We start from the raw sequence: 19,893 nt of genomic DNA, 5'->3' as shown, positions 1-19,893 counted from the left end.
CCCCCGAACTGCCGTACGGGAGCCGTCCCGGGGCGAGTTCCCCGAGAGTTCACCGCCGGGCCATCCGCCCGTCGGCGCGAACCGGACTCAGGAGTACCGGCTCAGGCGATACCCGCCTCAGTGGTTGCGCGGGAAGCCCAGATCGACACCCGCCGGGGCGTCCGCCGGGTCCGGCCAGCGGGTGGTGACGACCTTGCCGCGGGTGTAGAAGTGCACCCCGTCGTTGCCGTAGATGTGGTGGTCGCCGAAGAGCGAGTCCTTCCAGCCGCCGAAGGAGTGGTAGCCGACCGGGACCGGGATCGGCACATTGACGCCGACCATGCCGGCCTCGACCTCCAGCTGGAAGCGGCGGGCCGCGCCGCCGTCCCGGGTGAAGATCGCGGTGCCGTTGCCGAACGGTGAGGCGTTCATCAGCGCCACGCCGTCCTCGTACGTCTCCACGCGCAGCACGCACAGCACCGGGCCGAAGATCTCGTCCTTGTACGCGTCCGAGTCCGTGGAGACCCGGTCGAGCAGCGAGAGGCCGATCCAGTGGCCGTCCTCATGGCCCTCGACCGTGAACCCGGTGCCGTCCAGGACGACTTCGGCGCCCTGGGCCGCCGCGCCCGTGACGTACGAGGCGACCTTGTCGCGGTGCGCCTTGGTGATCAGCGGGCCCATCTCGGACGACGGGTCGTTGCCGGGGCCGATGGTGATCTTCTCGGCGCGCTCGCGGATCTTCTGGACCAGCTCGTCGGCGATGGAGGCGACAGCGACGACGGCGGAGATCGCCATGCAGCGCTCACCCGCGGAGCCGTACGCGGCGGAGACGGCGGCGTCGGCCGCGGCGTCCAGGTCGGCGTCGGGCAGCACCAGCATGTGGTTCTTGGCGCCGCCGAGTGCCTGGACGCGCTTGCCGTTGGCGGTGGCGGTGGCGTGGATGTGGCGGGCGATCGGAGTGGATCCCACGAAGGAGACAGCGGCGACGTCCGGGTGGCTCAGCAGGCCCTCCACGGCGACCCTGTCACCGTGCAGGACGTTCAGCACACCGTCCGGCAGACCGGCCTCGGTGGCCAGCTCGGCCAGCAGGTTCGCGGCCGACGGGTCCTTCTCGCTGGGCTTCAGTACGAAGGTGTTGCCGCAGGCGATGGCCAGCGGGAACATCCACATCGGCACCATGGCCGGGAAGTTGAAGGGCGTGATGCCCGCGACGACACCGATCGACTGCCGGATCGACGAGACGTCGACCCGGCTGGAGACCTGGGTGGACAGCTCGCCCTTGAGCTGGGTGGTGATCCCGCAGGCCAGCTCCACGATCTCCAGTCCGCGGGCGACCTCGCCGAGCGCGTCGGAGTGCACCTTGCCGTGCTCGGCGGTGATCAGCGCGGCGATCTCGTCGCGGTGGGCGTCGAGGAGCGCCCGGTAGCGGAAGAGGACCGTGGTGCGCGCGGAGAGCGAGGAGGTACCCCAGGTCGCGTACGCGGCCTTCGCCGATGCGACCGCGGCGTCCACCTCGGCGGCGGAGGCCAGCGCGACCTGTGTGGTGACTTCGCCGGTCGCCGGGTCGGTCACCGGGCCCCAGTTGCCCGACGTGCCGTCGACGGCCTTGCCACCGATCCAGTGGTTGACGGTCTTCATGGTGAACGCTCCTAAAACCTTAGAGATGACGGCGTCGGGCTGCGACCTGCCGGTCGTACTCCTCCCGGGCCCCGACCGCCGAGGGGCGAGTGGCGGTCTCGGCCACAGGAACATCCCACCACGCCTGCGGCGGAGGCGGCCCCGACACTGTGTCTGCCGTTTCGGTCTCCACGTAGACACATGTGGGACGGTCCGACGCACGCGCGGCGGCCAGGGCTTCGCGCAGGTCACGCAGGGTCTTGGCGCGCAGGACCGTCAGTCCGAGGCTGGCCGCGTTGGCCGCCAGATCGACCGGCAGCGGGTCGCCGGTGTACGTGCCGTCCGGCGCCCGGAAGCGGTACGCGGTGCCGAAGCGTTCGGCGCCCACGGACTCCGAGAGGCCGCCGATCGAGGCGTACCCGTGGTTCTGCAGGACGACGACATTGACCGGGAGCCGCTCCTGGACAGCGGTGACGAGCTCGGTGGGATTCATCAGATACGTGCCGTCGCCGACCAGCGCCCAGACGGGCCTGCCGGGGGCCGCCAGCTGGACGCCGATCGCGGCCGGGATCTCGTACCCCATACAGGAGTAGCCGTACTCGACGTGGTACTGGTCGGCGGAGCGTGTCCGCCACAGCTGGTGCAGATCGCCGGGGAGCGATCCGGCCGCGTTGATGACGATGTCGTCGCCGGTCACGAGCGCGTCGAGCGCGCCGAGCACCTGGGTCTGGGTGGGCGCGGCGTCCTCGCTGCCCGTGTAGGCGGCGGTGACCCGTACCTCCCACTCCGCTTTCGCCGCCCGGTACGCGCCCTCGTACGCGGCGGATACCCGGTGGCCGGTGAGCGCCCCGGTCAGCCGCTCCAGGGTGGCGCGGGCGTCCGCGACGAGCGGGAGCGCGGACAGCTTGTGGGCGTCGGATCCGGCGATGTTGATGTTGACGAAGCGGACCCCGGGGTGCTGGAAGAGCGTCCCGGAGGCGGTGGTGAAGTCGGTGTAGCGGGTGCCGACGCCGATCACCAGGTCGGCGGCGCGGGCCAGTCCGTCGGCGGTGGCGGTGCCGGTGTGGCCGATGCCGCCGACGTCCGCCGGGTGGTCGTACGGCAGTGCGCCCTTGCCGGCCTGGGTGGCGGCCACCGGGATGCCGGTCGCGTCGGCGAGGGCGCGCAGGGCGTCCTGGGCACCGCTGTGGCGGACGCCGCCGCCCGCGACGATCAGCGGGCGGTGCGCGGCGCGGATCGCGGTGGCCGCGTCGGCGAACTCGGTGGCGTCCGGACGCCGTACGGGCACCCGCCACACCCGCTCGGCGAAGAACTCCGCCGGCCAGTCGTACGCCTCGGCCTGCACGTCCTGCGGCAGCGCCAGCGTCACCGCGCCGGTCAGCTCGGGATCGGCCAGGACCCGCATCGCGGCGAGCGCGGCCGGGATCAGCGCCTCGGGGCGGGTGATCCGGTCGAAGTACTTCGAGACCGGCCGCAGGCAGTCGTTGACCGAGACATCGCCCGCGTACGGGACTTCGAGCTGCTGGAGCACCGGGTCGGCCGGGCGGGCCGCGAAGGTGTCGCCGGGGAGCAGCAGCACCGGCAGGTGGTTGACGCTCGCGAGGGCGGCGCCGGTGACCAGGTTGGTGGCGCCGGGGCCGATGGAGGTGGTGACGGCGTGCGCGGAGAGCCGGCCGGACTGGCGCGCGTATCCGACGGCCGCGTGCACCATCGCCTGTTCGTTGCGGCCCTGGTGGTACTCCATCGTGTCCTGGCCGGACTCGACGAGCGCCTGGCCGATCCCGGCGACGTTGCCGTGGCCGAAGATGCCCCAGGTGGCGGCGATCAGCCGCTGCCTGCGGCCGTCGCGCTCGGTGTACTGGCGCGCCAGGAAGGCCACCAGCGCCTGGGCGGTGGTCAGCCGGCGGGTGCCGGTGTGCAGGGTGTCCGGCTGACGGCCTGTCATCGGCCCTCCTCCTGTGCTCCGTTGCCGTACAGCGGGAGCCTCGGGTCGACGGGCTGTGTGTCCCAGGTCTGCCGGATCCAGCCGTGGTCGGGGTGGTCGCTGATCAGCCACTCGCGTTCGGCGCCCGGCCCCGCCATCACGTTGAGGTAGTACATGTGGTGGCCGGGGGTGGCCATCGAAGGACCGTGCCAGCCGTCCGGGATCAGCACCGTGTCCCCGCTGCGGACTTCGGCGAGCAGGTCGGTGCCGCCGGGCCTGGACGGGGAGACCCGGTGGTAGCCGGGGCCGCCGTCCGCGATCTCGAAGTAGTAGATCTCCTCCAGGACCGACTCCTCGCCCGGCCGGTACTCGTCGTGCTTGTGCGGCGGGAACGACGACCAGTTGCCGCCGGGAGTGAGCACCTCGACGGCGATCAGCCGGTCGCACTCGAAGGTGTCGGCGGCGGCGAAGTTGTTGACCTGGCGCGAGCAGCTGCCGCTGCCGCGCAGTTCGACGGGAACCTCCGGCGCGGGACCGTAGCGGGCGGGGAGACGTCGCCCGCACTTCGCTCCTGCCAGGGCGAAGCGGCCTCCCGCACCGGAGGAGATCTGGGCGCGGGCGTCGCGCGGCAGGTAGGCGAAGTCGGTGACTCCGGCGAATACCCCTGCCCTGCCCCGCAGTTCGATGCTCTCTCCGTCGACAAGGACCGTACAGCCCCCGGCCAGGGGCAGCACGATCCATTCGCTGTCCTGCGTGGAAAGACGGTGTGAACCTCCGGGGGCGAGTTCCAGGATCCGCAGCGCCGAGCGGTCCCAGCCGGCCCGCTCGGGGCCGATGTCCAGGGCGTACGGGGCGCGGGCCGCGCTGCCCGCCCGTACCACCAGGGCCTCGTCGTGCGGACGGCTGTCGTTCATACGTCCCTCCCGGGCGGCTGGAGCAGGCCCACCGCGATGTCCACGGCGCCCGCCACGTCCCCGTCCGCCGGGTAGAGCAGCGAGCGCCCGGCCACCAGGCCCTGCACCGTGGGCAGTCGGAGCGCGGTGCGCCATTTCTCGTAGGTCGCGTCCTGGTCGCCGCCCGGTTCGCCGCCGAGCAGCACGGCGGGCAGCGTGGTGGTCTCCATCACCCGCGCCATGTCGTCGGGGTCGGCGGTGACGGGCACTTTGAGCCAGGTGTACGCGGAGGTGCCGGCCAGCCCGGACGCGATGGCGAGGGAGCGGGTGACCGCGTCGGCCGTGAGGTCGTTGTGGAGCCTTCCGCCCACCCGGTGGCAGATGAACGGCTCGACGAAGACCGGCAGCGCGCGGGCGGCCATCTCGTCGATGGCGCGGGCGGCGGAGTGCAGGGTGGCCGGCGAGCCGGGGTCCTCGTAGTCGATACGGAGCAGCAGTTTGCCCGCGTCGAAGCGGAGGCGGGCCAGGTCCTGGGCGCGGTGGCCGGTGAAGCGGTCGTCCAGCTCGAAGGAGGCCCCGGCGAGGCCGCCGCGGTTCATCGAGCCCATCACGACCCGGCCCTCCAGGGCGCCCAGGAGCAGCAGGTCCTCCAGGATGTCGGCGGTGGCGAGCACCCCGTCGACGCCGGGCCGGGAGAGGGCGAGGCAGAGCCGCTCCAGCAGGTCGTGCCGGTTGGCCATGGCGAGTTCCCGCCCGCCGACGCCGAGCGAGCCGCGGGCCGGGTGGTCGGCGGCCACGATCATCAGCCGGCCGCGGTCGCCGAGCAGCGGTCTGCGGACGCGGCGGACCGCGGCCTCGGCGATCGCTTCCGGGTGGCGGGTCCTGGTGGCCACCAGATCACCGACGGAGACCGCCACGGCGCCGGTCACGGACGCACTCCCTGGAGGGCCGCGTCGACCTCGGACGCGTACGGCATCGCGGACGAGCAGGCCAGCCGGGAGGCGACGATGGCGCCCGCCGCGTTGGCGTACCGCATGGTGCGCTCCAGCTCCCACCCGGCGAGCAGGCCGTGGCAGAGTGCCCCGCCGAACGCGTCGCCCGCACCGAGGCCGTTGACGACCTCCACCGGCACCGGCGGCACCTCGGCGGTGCGGCCGTCGCGGTGGACGGCGAGGACGCCGCCGGGGCCCTGTTTGACGACGGCCAGCTCCGGCCCCCGGGCGAGCAGCGCCTCGGCCGCCGCGCGGGGTTCACGCTCGCCGGTGGCGATCTCGACCTCGTCGATGTTGCCGACGGCCACGGTGGCGTGGCGCAGCGCGCGGACGTAGTGCGGCTCCGGGTCGCCGGTCCAGAACACCGGGCGCCAGTCCAGGTCGAAGACGGTGGCGCGGGGTTCGGGCGGGGCGGGTTCCCAGGGGCCCTGGGGGGCGGCGCTCCGGGCCGCCAGCGCGGCCAGGGTCGCCGTGCGGCTGGGCTCCGCGCAGAGCCCCGTACCGGTCATCCAGAACACCCGCGCGGCCCGGATCTCCCCCAGGTCCAGCTCCTCCCCGTACATCTCCAGATCGGGCGCCTTGGGCTGCCGGTAGAAGTACAGCGGGAAGTCGTCCGGCGGGAACATCTCGCAGAAGGTCACCGGCGTGGGCAGGCCGGGTACGGGGGTGACCCAGCGGTCGTCGACGCCGAACGCCCGCAGTTCCTGGTGCAGATACTCACCGAACGGGTCGGCGCCCGTCCGGGTGACGACCGCCGTCCGGCGCCCCAGCCGCGCCGCCGCGACCGCGACGTTCGTCGCCGAGCCGCCGAGGAACTTGCCGAAGGTGTCGACCTGCGCCAGGGGCACACCGGTCTGGAGGGGGTAGAGGTCCACCCCGATCCGGCCCATCGTGATCAGGTCGTACACCGTGCACGTCCTCTCCATCGGCGGGCGGCCCCGGCCGTGTGACGGGCCGGGTGTCGGGGGCCGGGTAACGGGCCCTCAGGTCTAACTCCCCCCTCGGACCCGTGTCAACGCATTGTCAGGACATTCGGACGAACACTTGACAGCTTTCCGGGCCTGGCGGAAGCCTTGGTCCATGACGCAGATCCGGATCGGCTCCGCACCCGACTCCTGGGGGGTGTGGTTCCCGGAGGACCCGCTCCAGGTCCCCTGGACCCGCTTCCTCGACGAGGTCGCCGCGTCCGGCTACGAGTGGATCGAGCTGGGCCCGTACGGCTATCTGCCCACGGACCCGGTCCGCCTCACCGACGAGACCGCCCGGCGCGGGCTGCGGGTGTCGGCCGGGACGGTCTTCACCGGGCTGCACCACGGGCCGGGGGTCTGGGACGCGACCTGGGCGCATGTGGCCGATGTCGCGGCGCTCGCGCAGGCGGCCGGGGCCGGGCACCTGGTGGTCATCCCGTCGTTCTGGCGCGACGACAAGACGGGCGAGGTCAAGGAACCCGACACCCTCGACGCCGGCCAGTGGCGGCAGCTCACCAGGCTGACCGAGCGTCTGGGCCACGAGGTGCGGGAGCGGTTCGGGCTGCGGATCGTGGTGCATCCGCACGCGGACACCCACATCGACACCGAGGAGAACGTCGCCCGCTTCCTGGACGCGACCGACCCGGAGCTGGTCTCGCTCTGCCTGGACACCGGGCACTACGCGTACTGCGGCGGGGACAGCGTGCGGCTCATCGAGACGTACGGGGAGCGGATCGGCTATCTGCATCTGAAGCAGGTGGATCCCGAGGTGCTGGCGCAGGTACGGGCGGAGCGGCTGCCGTTCGGGCCCGCCGTGGCACGCGGGGTGATGTGCGAGCCGCCGGGCGGCATCCCGGCACTGGAGCCGGTGCTCGACGCGGCGCGGAAGCTGGAGGCCGATCTGTTCGCGGTCGTCGAGCAGGACATGTACCCGTGCCCGCCCGACCGGCCGCTGCCGATCGCCCGCCGCACCCGCGCGTTCCTCCGCTCCTGCGGGGCCTGAAACAGCGGGCCTGAAACGGCGGACCTGGAACAGCGAGGCCCGAAGAACCGGCAGTTGCTCCGGACGCACACCCCTATGCCCTCATGTGCCGCTTGAGTCACAGGAGTTACCTTCCCGTCACGCATGTCCGCGTTACGTGGCCTTTCGGTCACAGGAGATCAACAGCCCCTGCCCTGCCCCCTTCGGACGCCGTTGTCCGGGGAGAGGGTGAATTGATCACCAATGCGCAGCTCCGCGACTCCCCCGCCGGCCTTCCGGCCGGCGTCGCGCGGCAGGCAGGGAGGTGCTGGACATGACCGACCGAAAGCTCTGGTCCTACAAGGAGATCGCCGCACACATCCGGGTGCAGCCGGACACCGTCCGCTCGTACCGGAAACACGGACTGCTGCCACCCCCCGACCAGGTGGAGAACGGAAAGCCCTACTGGTACGCGGAGACCGTCCGGCTGTGGGTGTCGCGCAGGCCCAGGAACAGAGACCGCTGACCCCCAGGGGAGCGGCCGCCGCCGCACCGGGACCCGGATGCCGACGACACCCCGGGTCCCGGTGGCCGTCGGGAGCGCCGGGCGCACCATGGATGGGTACACGCGCACCCGTACAGCAGAGGAGAGCAGCATGACCGCTGAGCGAGAGAACACCGCCTATCTCGGGATCCCCCAGTCCGGCCCGCCCGCCGAGGCCGCCCCCGAATCCGGCTGCTGCGGCGGCGGGTGCTGCGGTGACGGCGGCTCCGGCGCGGAGGCGGGCTCGGTCACCGCCGTCTACCAGGTGTCCGGGATGGCCTCCGAGCACTGCGAGGGTGCCGTCTCGCTCGAACTCGCGGAGTTGTCCGGCGTCACGGGTGTCACGGCCGTCGCCGCCACCGGACAGGTGACCGTGGTCTCGCTCGCCCCACTGGACGAGCGGACGGTGCGTTCGGTGCTGGACGAGGCGGGATACGGACTCGTGGGCCGGGCCTGATCACCGGGCCCGGTCTGTGCCCGTACGTGGAGATCTTCTGGTGACCGGGCCGCCCGAAACCTCGTCGGCAGGTATTGCCATGGCCAACTCTTCGCTGTTCGTAGTGACAAACGGCCCGTAATTGCGTACCTTCACAGGACGTTCACAACGAGACTTAGATCACAGGATTTGGGGGGTAACCATTCTGGCGCCCCGAGTGTCTAAGTGAACGATGCCAAGGATGTCTTGGGGGACGTCCGGCGGAACATCTTGGGGGATGTTCCGGGCAAGCGTTGGCCGGGGCACGTGCTACGGGGAGCTTGAGCGGCCCACCCGTCGAGTACGTACCCCGGCAGATCGCGTGCCGTGGCAGCAGCAGTGATACGCGGAGTGGCGTCCGCGCCCAACAGACGCCCGGACCGGATCCCGTGGGGGGAATCCGCCCGGGGAAACGGGAAGCGCCCCGTATCGTCGACCCGTGGGGGGATCGGCGGCGGGGCGCTTTTCGATGCGCTGAGCGGTGCGACTACCGCAGGTGTGCCTCCTGCAGGTGCGCCTACCGCGTGGTGCGACCGGGGTCAGCGGCCTTCGACCGGCGTGAAGTCGCGCAGGACCTCACCGGTGTAGATCTGGCGCGGGCGGCCGATGCGGCTGCCGGGCTCCTTGATCATCTCGTGCCACTGGGCGATCCAGCCGGGCAGCCGGCCGATCGCGAACAGCACGGTGAACATCTCGGTCGGGAAGCCCATGGCGCGGTAGATCAGGCCCGTGTAGAAGTCCACGTTCGGGTAGAGCTTCCGCTCGACGAAGTACTCGTCGGCCAGCGCGTGCTCCTCGAGCTTCAGCGCGATGTCGAGCAGCTCGTCATCCTTGCCGAGGGCCGAGAGGACATCGTGCGCCGCCGCCTTGATGATCTTCGCCCGGGGGTCGAAGTTCTTGTAGACGCGGTGCCCGAAGCCCATGAGCTTCACGCCGTCTTCCTTGTTCTTCACCTTGCGGATGAAGGTGTCGACGTCGCCGCCGGACTGCTTGATGCCTTCGAGCATCTCCAGCACCGACTGGTTGGCGCCACCGTGCAGCGGGCCCCACAGCGCGCTGATACCGGCGGAGATCGAGGCGAACATGTTCGCCTGCGAGGAGCCGACCAGACGCACGGTGGAGGTCGAACAGTTCTGCTCGTGGTCCGCGTGCAGGATGAGCAGCTTGTCCAGCGCGGAGACGACGACCGGGTCCGGCACGTACTCCTGCGAGGGGACCGAGAAGGTCATCCGCAGGAAGTTCTCCACGTACCCGAGGTCGTTGCGCGGGTAGACGAACGGGTGGCCGATCGACTTCTTGTACGCGTACGCCGCGATGGTCGGAAGCTTGGCGAGCAGGCGGATGGTCGAAAGGTGCCGCTGCTGCTCGTCGAACGGGTTGTGGCTGTCCTGGTAGAACGTGGACAGCGCGCTGACCACCGAGGACAGCATCGCCATCGGGTGCGCGTCACGCGGGAAGCCGTCGAAGAAGCGCTTGACGTCCTCGTGCAGCAGCGTGTGCTGGGTGATCTCGTTCTTGAAGGTCGCCAGCTCGTCGACCTTCGGGAGCTCGCCGTTGATCAGCAGGTAGGCCGTCTCGAGGAAGGTCGACTGCTCGGCGACCTGCTCGATCGGGTACCCGCGATAGCGCAGGATGCCCTGCTCGCCGTCGAGGTAGGTGATCGCGGATTTATAGGCGGCGGTATTGCCGTATCCGCTGTCCAGTGTGACCAGCCCGGTCTGGGCTCGGAGCTTCCCGATGTCGAAGCCCTGGTCGCCGACGGTGCTGTCGATCACCGGGTAGGTGTGCTCGTCATCGCCGTACCGCAGTACTACAGCCTTGTTAGCGTTCTCGCTCACGTCATCCCTCACCGACGTAGTGCCTCTTCTTCGAGGTGCCCTGACTGTCTCTACCATCCCCCACTTGGCTCAGCAGAGTGCACTCGGGGTCGCCCGTTGGGCTATTTGGCGGCACTCAGTGCCGCCAACCTGCTTATCCTGCCCTGTTCGCCCCGGTTCCGGAACCCCGGGGTGACGATTCCCACCGTCCGCCGTCCGCGCCGCCTCCCGCCAGTCTGTGGTCCAGTGCGGTAAACCGCCTGCCCGCGGAGACCGTGCGGACCGCCTGGCCGATCGCCTTCCGGGAGCCGACCAGGACGACCAGCTTCTTCGCCCGGGTGACGGCCGTGTAGAGCAGGTTGCGCTGGAGCATCATCCAGGCCCCCGTGGTGACCGGGATGACCACGGCGGGGTACTCGCTGCCCTGCGAGCGGTGGATCGTCACCGCGTACGCGTGCGCCAGCTCGTCCAGCTCGTCGAACTCGTACTCCACCTCCTCGTCCTCGTCGGTGAGCACGGTCAGCTTCTGGTCCTCCGGATCGAGCGAAGTGACCACGCCCACCGTGCCGTTGAAGACTCCGTTGGCACCCTTGTCGTAGTTGTTGCGGATCTGGGTGACCTTGTCGCCGACCCGGAAGACCCGGCCGCCGAACCGCTTCTCGGGCAGGCCGGGCCTGGCCGGGGTGATCGCCTGCTGGAGCAGCCCGTTGAGCGTGCCCGCGCCGGCCGGGCCGCGGTGCATGGGGGCCAGCACCTGGATGTCACGGCGCGGGTTCAGCCCGAACTTCTGCGGGATGCGGCGGGCCGCCACATCGACCGTGAGCCGCCCGGCCTCCTCGGTCTCGTCCTCCACGAAGAGGAAGAAGTCCGGCAGGCCCTGGGTGATGGGGTGCACCCCGGAGTTGATCCAGTGGGCGTTGGTGACCACCCCGGACTGCTGGGCCTGGCGGAAGATCCGGGTCAGCCGCACGTTCGGCGCCGGGCTGGTGGCCGACAGCAGATCACGGAGCACCTCGCCCGCGCCGACGGACGGCAGCTGGTCCACATCGCCGACGAGCAGCAGATGCGCGCCCGGGGCGACCGCCTTGACCAGCTTGTTGGCGAGGAGCAGATCGAGCATCGACGCCTCGTCCACGACGACCAGGTCCGCGTCGAGCGGGCGGTCCCTGTCGTACGCGGCGTCCCCGCCCGGCTTCAGCTCCAGGAGCCGGTGCACGGTGGAGGCCTCGGCCCCGGTCAGCTCGGCGAGCCGCTTGGCGGCGCGGCCGGTGGGCGCGGCGAGCACCACCTTGGCCTGCTTGGCGCGGGCCAGCTCGACGACCGAGCGGACCGTGAAGGACTTGCCGCAGCCGGGGCCTCCGGTGAGGACCGCGACCTTCTCGGTGAGCGCGAGCCGGACCGCCGCCTGCTGTTCGGGCGCCAGCTCGGCGCCGGTGCGCCCGGCCAGCCAGAGCAGCGCCTTGTCCCAGTCGACGTCACGGAAGGCGGGCATCCGGTCCTGCTCGGTGCGCAGCAGCCTGACCACCTGCGATGCGAGCGAGACCTCGGCCCGGTGGAAGGGGACCAGATAGACCGCGGTGACCTGCTCCTCGCCGCCCTCGGGCCCCGGCACCCGCTCCCGTACGACCCCCTCGTCGGCGGCCAGCTCGGCCAGGCAGTCGATGACCAGGCCGGTGTCGACCTGAAGCAGCTTGACCGCGTCGGAGATCAGCTGTTCCTCGGGGAGGAAGCAGTGCCCCTGGTCGGTGGACTGGGAGAGCGCGTACTGGAGGCCGGCCTTGACGCGCTCCGGCGAGTCGTGCGGGATGCCGACCGCCTGGGCGATGCGGTCGGCGGTCAGGAAGCCGATGCCCCAGACGTCGGCCGCCAGCCGGTACGGCTCGTTCCGCACGACGGAGATCGAGGCGTCGCCGTACTTCTTGTAGATCCGGACGGCGATGGAGGTGGAGACCCCGACCCCCTGGAGGAAGATCATCACTTCCTTGATCGCCTTCTGCTCCTCCCAGGCGGCGCCGATCATCTTCGTCCGCTTGGGGCCGAGCCCCGGCACCTCGATGAGGCGCTCGGGCTCCTGCTCGATGACGTCGAGCGTCTCCAGGCCGAAGTGTGTGGTGATCCGGTCGGCCATCACCGGGCCGATGCCCTTGATCAGCCCGGAGCCGAGATAGCGCCGGATGCCCTGGATGGTGGCGGGCAGGACCGTCGTGTAGTTCTCCACGGTGAACTGCTTGCCGTACTGGGAGTGGGAGCCCCAGTGGCCCTCCATGCGCAGCGACTCGCCGGGCTGGGCGCCGAGCAGTGAACCGACGACGGTCAGCAGGTCGGAGCTGCGGCCGGTGTCGACGCGGGCGACCGTGTAGCCGTTCTCCTCGTTGGCGTAGGTGATCCGCTCCAGGACCCCTTCCAGCACTGCCATGTTGGACATGGTGCGACGTTACCGCCGGGGTCCGACAGCCCGGTACGGGGAGGCGGGTGCGGCCGGTCCGGGCGCCCCGGCCTGACCATCACGATCGAGTTACGGAATGCAGGACTCCTCTTGACCGCCGCCCATGTAATCGATTCCAATCTCCCGTGTAATCGATTCCATGCGGCCCACAAGGAGGTGGTCCAGCGATGGCGAGCATCAAGGACGTCGCAGCCGGCGCGGAGGTCTCCGTCGCCACGGTGTCCCGGGTACTCAACGGTCATCCGTCGGTCAGGCCCGACACCCGCACCCGGGTGATGGCCGCCGTGGAGGCCCTCGGTTACCGGCCGAACGCGGTCGCCAGGTCGCTGCGCACCCAGCAGACCCGCACCCTCGGCCTGGTCATCAGCGATGTGCTGAACCCGTACTTCACCGAGCTGGCCCGCTCCGTCGAGGACGAGGCGCGGGCGCACGGCTACAGCGTGATCATCGGCAACGCCGACGAGCAGCCCGCCCTCCAGGACCACCACATCCGCACCCTCGTCGACCGCCGGATAGACGGTCTGCTGGTCAGCCCCACCGACGGCGGCTCACCGCTGATGCTCGACGCGGTCAGGGCCGGGGTGCCGATGGTCTTCGTGGACCGCTGGATCCCGGGCGTGGACGTCCCCGTCGTACGGGCCGACGGGCGCGGCGCGGTCCGCGACCTGGTCGCCCACCTGTACGCGCTGGGCCACCGCCGGCTGTCCATCATCGCGGGCCCGGCCACGACCACCACCGGCAGCGAGCGGGTGGACGCCTTCCGCGAGGCGCTGCGCGAGCACGGACTGCCGCTGCCGGACGCCCGGATCGGGCACGGCGACTTCCAGGCCGGCAGCGGGCGCCGCGAGGCGACCCGGCTGCTGGCGCTCGCCGAGCCCCCCGACGTGATCTTCGCCGCCGACAACCTGATGGCGCTCGGCGCGATGGACGCGATCCGCGCCCACGGCCTCCGCATCCCGCAGGACATCGCGCTGGCGGCCTTCGACGACATCCCGTGGTTCGTGCACACCGACCCGCCGATCACGGCGATCGCCCAGCCGACCGGCGAACTCGGCCGGGCCGCCGTACGCGCGCTGATCGACCGTCTGGAGGGCCGGGAGCCGGAGTCCGCGATCCTCCCCGCCCAGCTGGTGGTCCGCCGCTCGTGCGGCGAGCCGCCGCCCGCTTCCCCGCCGCCCACGTCCCCCACGTCCCCCGCCCCCACGCCGAACAGGAGCAACCGGTGAGCGTCCCCGACGAGTTGCTGCGTATCGAAGGCATACGCAAGACCTTCCCGGGAGTGGTCGCGCTCGACAGCGTCGACTTCGACCTGCGGCGGGGCGAAGTGCACGTACTGCTCGGCGAGAACGGCGCGGGCAAGAGCACCCTCATCAAGATGCTCTCGGGTGCCTACCGTCCCGACAGCGGCCGGATCTTCGCCGAGGGCCGCGAGGTCCGTATCCACGGCGCGCAGGACGCCGAGCGCCTCGGGATCGCCACGATCTACCAGGAGTTCAACCTGGTGCCCGATCTGACCGTCGCGGAGAACATCTTCCTCGGCCGCCAGCCGCGCCGCTTCGGGATGATCGACCGGGCCCGGATGGAGCAGGACGCCGCCGGGCTGCTGGCCCGGGTCGGCCTCGACATCGCGCCCCGGACCAAGGTCCGTGAACTGGGCATCGCCCGGCTCCAGATGGTGGAGATCGCCAAGGCGCTGAGCCTGGAAGCACGCGTTCTGATCATGGACGAACCGACCGCGGTGCTCACGTCCGGCGAGGTGGAGAAGTTGTTCGGGCTCGTCCGCGCGCTGCGCGACGACGGCGTCGGCATCGTCTTCATCACCCACCACCTCGAAGAGATCGCCGCGCTCGGCGACCGGGTCACGGTGATCCGCGACGGCCGCAGCATCGACCAGGTGCCCGCGAACACCCCCGAGGACGAACTGGTGCGGCTGATGGTGGGCCGCAGCATCGAGCAGCAGTACCCCCGGGAGCGCCCGGCCGCCGCGGACCCCGCAGACCCTGGATCCGGTGCCGCCGATGCCCCGCTGCTCTCCGTACGCGGTCTGGGCCGGGACGGCGTCTTCCACGACATCAGCTTCGAGGTGCGGGCCGGTGAGGTGGTCGGCATCGCCGGACTCGTCGGGGCCGGCCGGACCGAGGTCGCCCGCGCGGTGTTCGGCGCCGACCCGTACGACAGGGGCACCGTCGACGTCATCGGCAGACGGCTGCCCCGGCACGACGTGAACGCCGCGATGGGCGCCGGGATCGGCCTGGTCCCCGAGGACCGCAAGGGCCAGGGCCTGCTGCTGGACGCCTCGGTCGAGGAGAACCTCGGCCTGGTCACGCTGCGCTCCGCCACCCGCGCCGGCCTCGTCGACATCAAGGGCCAGCAGGCCGCCGCCGCCCGGGTCGCCGGACAGCTCGGCGTACGGATGGCCGGGCTCGGCCAGCACGTACGCACGCTGTCCGGCGGCAACCAGCAGAAGGTCGTCATCGGCAAGTGGCTGCTGGCCGACACGAAGATCCTGATCCTGGACGAGCCGACGCGCGGTATCGACGTCGGCGCCAAGGTCGAGATCTACCAGCTCATCAACGAGCTGACGGCGTCGGGCCACGCGGTCCTGATGATCTCCAGCGATCTGCCCGAGGTGCTCGGCATGAGCGACCGGGTGCTGGTGATGGCGCAGGGCCGGATCGCCGGTGAACTCCCCGCGCACGAAGCGACCCAGGACGCGGTGATGGCACTCGCCGTCAGCGCGGCAACCTCCCACAACGAAGTGAAGGAAGCAGAGGGTTCCCGTGACCACTGACACGCTCAAGAGCAATACGGGCGCGAGTGGCGCCTCTGCGGTCGTCCGCCGCATCCTGCTCGACAATGGCGCGCTCAGCGCCCTGGTCGTCCTGGTGGTGGCGATGTCGCTGCTCTCCGGCGACTTCCTGACCACCCAGAACCTGCTCAACGTCGGTGTCCAGGCCGCCGTGACCGCGATCCTCGCGTTCGGTGTCACCTTCGTCATCGTCTCGGCGGGCATCGACCTCTCGGTCGGCTCGGTCGCCGCGCTCTCCGCGACCGTGCTCGCGTGGACGGCGACCTCCGCGGGGATACCGGTCTGGATCGCGGTGATACTCGCCGTCGCCACCGGCATCGCCTGCGGCCTGGTCAACGGCGTACTGATCTCGTACGGCAAACTCCCGCCGTTCATCGCGACGCTGGCCATGCTCTCCATCGGCCGCGGTCTCTCGCTGGTCATCTCGCAGGGCAGCCCGATCGCCTTCCCCGGCTCGGTCTCCTCGCTCGGTGACACGCTCGGCGGCTGGCTGCCGGTCCCCGTCATCGTGATGATCGCGATGGGGCTGATCACCGCGCTGATCCTGGCCCGTACGTACATCGGCCGCTCCATGTACGCCATCGGCGGCAACGAGGAGGCCGCCAGGCTCTCCGGGCTGCGGGTCAAGCGGCAGAAGCTCGCCATCTACGCGCTCTCCGGGCTCTTCGCCGCCGCCGCGGGCATCGTCCTCGCGTCGCGGCTCTCCTCCGCGCAGCCGCAGGCCGCCGACGGGTACGAGCTGGACGCCATCGCCGCCGTCGTCATCGGCGGGGCCAGCCTGGCGGGCGGTGTCGGCAAGGCGTCCGGCACCCTGATCGGCGCGCTGATCCTCGCCGTGCTCCGCAACGGCCTCAACCTCCTCTCGGTGTCGGCGTTCTGGCAGCAGGTCGTGATCGGCGTGGTCATCGCGCTCGCCGTCCTGCTCGACACGCTGCGCCGCCGCGCCGGGTCCGGGGCGGGCGCCGGTACCGGCCAGGCAGGTGCGGGTGCCGGATCCGGCGGTCCGGACGGCAAGGGCAGGAAAGCGGCGCAGGCGGGCATCGCCGTCGTCTGTGTGGCGGCCGTCATCGGCGCCGTGACCTACTTCAACTCCGGTTCGTCGTCCGGCGGCAAGACCAAGGTCGGACTCTCCCTCTCCACCATGAACAACCCGTTCTTCGTCCAGATGAAGGCGGGCGCCCAGCAGGAGGCCAAGGCCGAGAACGTCGACCTGACCGTCACCGACGCGCAGAACGACGCATCCCAGCAGGCCAACCAGATCGAGAACTTCACCAGTTCCGGCGTCAAGGCCATGATCATCAACCCGGTGGACTCGGACGCGGCGGCCCCCTCCGTACGGGCGGCCGACAAGGCGGGCATACCGGTGGTCGCGGCCGACCGCGGCGTCAACAAGGCGGACACCGCGACCCTCGTCGCATCCGACAACATCGCGGGCGGCAAGCTCGCCGCGAAGACCCTGGCGGCCAAGCTCGGCGGCAAGGGCCGGATCGTCGTCCTCCAGGGCACCGCGGGCACCTCGGCCAGCCGCGAGCGCGGCCAGGGCTTCGAAGAGGGCATGAAGGCGTACCCCGGGATCAAGATCGTCGCCCGGCAGCCCGCGGACTTCGACCGCACCAAGGGCCTGGACGTCATGACCAATCTGCTCCAGGCGAACCACGGGCTCACCGGGGTCTTCGCCGAGAACGACGAGATGGGCCTCGGCGCCATCAAGGCGCTCGGCTCCAAGGCGGGCACGTCGATCCCGGTGGTCAGCTTCGACGGAACGCCCGACGGGCTGAAGGCCGTCAAGGCGGGCACCCTGTACGCCACGGTCGCCCAGCAGCCCGCTGAGCTGGGCAAGCTGGCGGTCCAGAACGCGGTCAGGGCCTCGCACGGCAAGAAGGTCGGCAGCATGGTGAAGGTGCCGGTCAAGGTCGTCACCAAGAAGAACGCAGCCGACTTCTCCTGACGGGCCCACAGCCCGGCAGGCCCGGCCACCGGCCCTCCGAAAGACCGCCCACTCCGAAAGCAGGACTGATATGTACGACTACGACCTGCTGGTCGTAGGGTCGGCCAACGCCGACCTGGTGATCGGCGTCGAACGCCGCCCCGCGCCCGGCGAGACCGTGCTCGGCTCCGACCTCGTCATCCACCCGGGCGGCAAGGGCGCCAACCAGTCGGTGGCCGCGGCCCGGCTCGGCGCCCGCAGCGCCCTGCTGGCCCGGGTCGGGGACGACGCCAACGGACGGCTGCTCCTTGAATCCCAGCGCGCGGCGGGCGTCGACACCGCGGGCGTCCTCGTCGGCGGCGCGCCCACCGGTGTCGCCCTGATCACGGTGGACCCGTCGGGCGACAACAGCATCGTGGTCTCCCCCGGTGCCAACGCCCGGCTCACCCCGGCCGATATCCGCGCGGCGGGCGACCTGCTGGCGGCGGCCGGGGTGGTGTCGACACAGCTGGAGATCCCGCTGGAGACGGTCACCGAGCTGGTACGGGTGCTGCCCGACGGAGCCAGGTTCGTACTGAACCCGTCCCCGCCGCAGCCGCTGTCCGACGAGATCCTCGCGGCCTGCGACCCGCTGGTGGTCAATGAGCACGAGGCCAGGACGGTGCTGGGCGACGCGGCGGGCGACTCCCCCGAGGCGTGGGCGCGGGCACTGCTCGCACTCGGGCCGCGCTCCGTGGTGATCACCCTGGGCGCTGCGGGCGCGCTGGTCGCCGACGGCCGTACGGGGACGAGCGCGCACGTACCGAGCCTCAAAGTCGACGCGGTGGACACCACCGGTGCGGGCGACGCCTTCACGGCCGCGCTGGCCTGGCGCCTGGGCCGGGGCGAGGACCTGGCTCAGGCCGCCGCGTTCGCCGCCCGGGTCGGCGCGACCGCCGTCACCAGGCCCGGCGCGCAGGAGTCCTACCCGACCGCCGACGAGGTGCGGGAAGCTCCGGACGAGGCACGGGCGGAATGAAGAAGTCCGGAATCCTCAACCGTCATCTCGCGGGCGCCCTGGCCGAGTTGGGCCACGGCGACGGTGTGCTGATCTGCGATGTGGGGATGCCGGTCCCGGACGGGCCCCGCCTGGTGGATCTGGCGTTCCGGGCCGGGACCCCGTCGTTCGCCGAGGTGCTCGACGGGCTGCTCGCGGAACTGGTCGTGGAGGGCGCGACGGCCGCCCGCGAGGTACGGGAGGCGAATCCGGCGACGGCGGAACTGCTGGACGCCCGCTTCCCGGACCTGCGGCTGGTCCCGCACGACGACCTCAAGGACCTCTCGGCGGGCACCCGCCTGGTGGTCCGCACGGGAGAGGCGCGCCCGTACGCGAATGTGCTGCTGCGGTGCGGGGTCTTCTTCTGAACAGGACGGCCGGCTGACCAGGGCGGCCGGCTGAACGGGCTGCCGGCTGGACGGGATGCTCCGGTCAGGATGTGCGGAGGGGGCCCGGTCCACCGGACCGGGCCCCCTCCGCATTCCCCTCCCCTGATACCAGAGCTTCCCGTTTCCCCCCGGATCCGTCCCCCTGAAGCCCTGATGCCACGTACGACTTCCGTTACGGGTCAAGGGTTGTATGGATACGGGGAGTTGTTTCTCCGGCTCGGCGGACCGGTCAGACGCGGTCGGCCGCGATCAGCAGGTACTGGAACGAGCCGTCCTTGTACGAGTTGATGAACGCCTCTTCGATGCCGGTGACCAGCGAGGACGTGGCCCGCAGCTCCCAGTAGGGCAGCGTCGCCGCCGTCAGGTCGATGATGGTCTGCGGTACGAGACGGTTGTCGGCCATGGACTTCAGGTACTCCCGGCGGGAGTGGATGTTGCACTCGAAGTGCGCGTTGATCTGCGAGACCCACTTCGAGGGCTGGCCGTAACGCGGGTTCCAGCAGCCGGTGATGGTCACATAGCGGCCGCCGACCCCGAGGACCCGGGAGTGCTCGGCCATGAGGTCGTCCAGGTCGACGTACATGCTCGACTCGTTGTTCCACGAGCCCGCGGCCTGCCCCGTCTCGAAGGGCGTGTCGAGCATGTTGCACACCCGGGCGTGGACGTGGTCGTCGATGCCGAGTTCGTGCGCGCGCCGGTTGCCGAACTCGGCCTGCTTGGCCGACAGGGTGACGCCCTCGACCTTGCATCCGAACCGCTGGTGCGCCATCACCATCGAACCGCCCCGGCCGCAGCCGGCGTCCATGAGCATGTCGTCACGCCCGATGGAGCCGAGGTGGTCCAGGAGCACTTCGGCCTGTGCCGACTCCAGGCGGTGCAACTCGGCGATCAGCTTCTTCTCGTACTCGCTGTCGCGAGCGTCCCCGAGGGCGGCGTGGTCGACGTCGCCGATGCCGTAGTGGTGGTGGTAGAGCCCGTCGACGTCGCCGAGACGCAGGTTCACGGGCCTGGCCTCACGGTCCCAGTATCGGGCGATGTCACCCTGGTACGGCGACGCCGGGGCCGGGATGTAAACGGGGGCGTCAGTGGTGAGCTCGGTGCTGGTCATGGTGAAGT

Annotated in this window: 16 protein-coding genes; 8 read left to right on the top strand and 8 right to left on the bottom strand. The window is 70.9% G+C overall.

Annotated elements, in window-relative coordinates; translation table 11 throughout:
• Positions 1–117 precede the first annotated feature (117 nt).
• Genes OG210_RS21170 through iolC form a run of 5 tightly spaced genes read right to left on the bottom strand, consistent with a single transcriptional unit; the run spans position 118 to position 6,295 of the window.
• Positions 118–1,617: a CoA-acylating methylmalonate-semialdehyde dehydrogenase gene (locus OG210_RS21170; RefSeq protein WP_371538259.1), complete on the bottom strand. Its 1,500-nt coding sequence runs from the start codon at positions 1,615–1,617 to the stop codon at positions 118–120.
• Between the two features lie 19 nt (positions 1,618–1,636).
• Complete coding sequence (gene iolD, locus OG210_RS21165) at positions 1,637–3,541, bottom strand: 3D-(3,5/4)-trihydroxycyclohexane-1,2-dione acylhydrolase (decyclizing) (protein WP_328326659.1); 1,905 nt, start codon at positions 3,539–3,541, stop codon at positions 1,637–1,639.
• Positions 3,538–4,434: a 5-deoxy-glucuronate isomerase gene (gene iolB, locus OG210_RS21160; protein ID WP_328326661.1), complete on the bottom strand. Its 897-nt coding sequence runs from the start codon at positions 4,432–4,434 to the stop codon at positions 3,538–3,540. Before iolB ends, iolD begins: the two co-directional genes overlap by 4 nt.
• Entirely contained in the window at positions 4,431–5,342 is a 912-nt protein-coding gene (locus OG210_RS21155; protein ID WP_371538255.1) for a deoxyribose-phosphate aldolase, read from the bottom strand. The genes iolB and OG210_RS21155 overlap by 4 nt, the downstream gene beginning before the upstream one ends.
• Positions 5,339–6,295: a 5-dehydro-2-deoxygluconokinase gene (gene iolC / locus OG210_RS21150; protein ID WP_371540415.1), complete on the bottom strand. Its 957-nt coding sequence runs from the start codon at positions 6,293–6,295 to the stop codon at positions 5,339–5,341. The genes OG210_RS21155 and iolC overlap by 4 nt, the downstream gene beginning before the upstream one ends.
• A gap of 190 nt (positions 6,296–6,485) precedes the next feature.
• On the opposite strand from iolC, the gene OG210_RS21145 reads away from it, so the two are divergent.
• From OG210_RS21145 to OG210_RS21135, 3 genes are all read left to right on the top strand, one after another.
• Positions 6,486–7,376 (top strand): sugar phosphate isomerase/epimerase, encoded by an 891-nt coding sequence (locus OG210_RS21145; RefSeq protein ID WP_328326665.1) that lies wholly within the window; start codon positions 6,486–6,488, stop codon positions 7,374–7,376.
• 292 nt (positions 7,377–7,668) lie between these two features.
• Positions 7,669–7,860: a MerR family transcriptional regulator gene (locus OG210_RS21140; RefSeq protein ID WP_328326667.1), complete on the top strand. Its 192-nt coding sequence runs from the start codon at positions 7,669–7,671 to the stop codon at positions 7,858–7,860.
• A 130-nt stretch (positions 7,861–7,990) separates the two neighbouring features.
• Positions 7,991–8,335 carry a heavy-metal-associated domain-containing protein gene (locus OG210_RS21135; protein WP_328326669.1) on the top strand — a complete coding sequence of 115 codons (345 nt, stop codon included), beginning with the start codon at positions 7,991–7,993 and terminating at the stop codon, positions 8,333–8,335.
• A gap of 557 nt (positions 8,336–8,892) precedes the next feature.
• On the opposite strand, the gene OG210_RS21130 is transcribed toward OG210_RS21135, so the two are convergent.
• Positions 8,893–10,191 carry a citrate synthase gene (locus tag OG210_RS21130; RefSeq protein ID WP_266856891.1) on the bottom strand — a complete coding sequence of 433 codons (1,299 nt, stop codon included), beginning with the start codon at positions 10,189–10,191 and terminating at the stop codon, positions 8,893–8,895.
• 133 nt (positions 10,192–10,324) lie between these two features.
• Positions 10,325–12,595: an ATP-dependent RecD-like DNA helicase gene (locus tag OG210_RS21125; protein ID WP_371538250.1), complete on the bottom strand. Its 2,271-nt coding sequence runs from the start codon at positions 12,593–12,595 to the stop codon at positions 10,325–10,327.
• 188 nt (positions 12,596–12,783) lie between these two features.
• On the opposite strand from OG210_RS21125, the gene OG210_RS21120 reads away from it, so the two are divergent.
• From OG210_RS21120 to rbsD, 5 genes are all read left to right on the top strand, one after another.
• Positions 12,784–13,842 carry a LacI family DNA-binding transcriptional regulator gene (locus OG210_RS21120; protein WP_328326673.1) on the top strand — a complete coding sequence of 353 codons (1,059 nt, stop codon included), beginning with the start codon at positions 12,784–12,786 and terminating at the stop codon, positions 13,840–13,842.
• The gene (locus OG210_RS21115) at positions 13,839–15,407 is read left to right on the top strand and encodes a sugar ABC transporter ATP-binding protein (RefSeq protein WP_328326675.1); all 1,569 of its coding nucleotides are present in this window, start codon (positions 13,839–13,841) and stop codon (positions 15,405–15,407) included. The genes OG210_RS21120 and OG210_RS21115 overlap by 4 nt, the downstream gene beginning before the upstream one ends.
• Positions 15,397–17,373: a substrate-binding domain-containing protein gene (locus OG210_RS21110; RefSeq protein ID WP_328326677.1), complete on the top strand. Its 1,977-nt coding sequence runs from the start codon at positions 15,397–15,399 to the stop codon at positions 17,371–17,373. Before OG210_RS21115 ends, OG210_RS21110 begins: the two co-directional genes overlap by 11 nt.
• A gap of 70 nt (positions 17,374–17,443) precedes the next feature.
• Positions 17,444–18,370, top strand: coding sequence for a ribokinase (locus OG210_RS21105; RefSeq protein WP_328326679.1), 927 nt, complete (start codon positions 17,444–17,446; stop codon positions 18,368–18,370).
• On the top strand, positions 18,367–18,756 hold the full coding sequence (gene rbsD / locus OG210_RS21100) for a D-ribose pyranase (RefSeq protein ID WP_328326681.1): 390 nt from the start codon (positions 18,367–18,369) through the stop codon (positions 18,754–18,756). The genes OG210_RS21105 and rbsD overlap by 4 nt, the downstream gene beginning before the upstream one ends.
• Before the next feature lie 250 nt (positions 18,757–19,006).
• Here the strand turns inward: rbsD and OG210_RS21095 are convergent, their stop codons facing one another.
• Positions 19,007–19,885: a geranyl diphosphate 2-C-methyltransferase gene (locus OG210_RS21095; RefSeq protein WP_328326683.1), complete on the bottom strand. Its 879-nt coding sequence runs from the start codon at positions 19,883–19,885 to the stop codon at positions 19,007–19,009.
• Positions 19,886–19,893: the final 8 nt, after the last annotated feature.

The sequence above is a fragment of the Streptomyces sp. NBC_00466 genome, assembly GCF_041433995.1.
Classification (GTDB): Bacteria; Actinomycetota; Actinomycetes; order Streptomycetales; family Streptomycetaceae; genus Streptomyces.
The sequence above is the reverse complement of the archived record's forward strand: the minus strand, read 5'-3'. Positions and strand labels throughout refer to the sequence as shown.

Excerpts from the sequence above, each read along its gene's own strand:
- OG210_RS21170 (WP_371538259.1), bottom strand. The coding sequence starts at position 1,617 with ATGAAGACCGTCAACCACTGGATCGGTGGCAAGGCCGTCGACGGCACG.
- iolD (WP_328326659.1), bottom strand. The coding sequence starts at position 3,541 with ATGACAGGCCGTCAGCCGGACACCCTGCACACCGGCACCCGCCGGCTG.
- iolB (WP_328326661.1), bottom strand. The coding sequence starts at position 4,434 with ATGAACGACAGCCGTCCGCACGACGAGGCCCTGGTGGTACGGGCGGGC.
- iolC (WP_371540415.1), bottom strand. The coding sequence starts at position 6,295 with ATGGGCCGGATCGGGGTGGACCTCTACCCCCTCCAGACCGGTGTGCCC.
- OG210_RS21145 (WP_328326665.1), top strand. The coding sequence starts at position 6,486 with ATGACGCAGATCCGGATCGGCTCCGCACCCGACTCCTGGGGGGTGTGG.
- OG210_RS21140 (WP_328326667.1), top strand. The coding sequence starts at position 7,669 with ATGACCGACCGAAAGCTCTGGTCCTACAAGGAGATCGCCGCACACATC.
- OG210_RS21135 (WP_328326669.1), top strand. The coding sequence starts at position 7,991 with ATGACCGCTGAGCGAGAGAACACCGCCTATCTCGGGATCCCCCAGTCC.
- OG210_RS21125 (WP_371538250.1), bottom strand. The coding sequence starts at position 12,595 with ATGTCCAACATGGCAGTGCTGGAAGGGGTCCTGGAGCGGATCACCTAC.
- OG210_RS21120 (WP_328326673.1), top strand. The coding sequence starts at position 12,784 with ATGGCGAGCATCAAGGACGTCGCAGCCGGCGCGGAGGTCTCCGTCGCC.
- OG210_RS21105 (WP_328326679.1), top strand. The coding sequence starts at position 17,444 with ATGTACGACTACGACCTGCTGGTCGTAGGGTCGGCCAACGCCGACCTG.
- rbsD (WP_328326681.1), top strand. The coding sequence starts at position 18,367 with ATGAAGAAGTCCGGAATCCTCAACCGTCATCTCGCGGGCGCCCTGGCC.
- OG210_RS21095 (WP_328326683.1), bottom strand. The coding sequence starts at position 19,885 with ATGACCAGCACCGAGCTCACCACTGACGCCCCCGTTTACATCCCGGCC.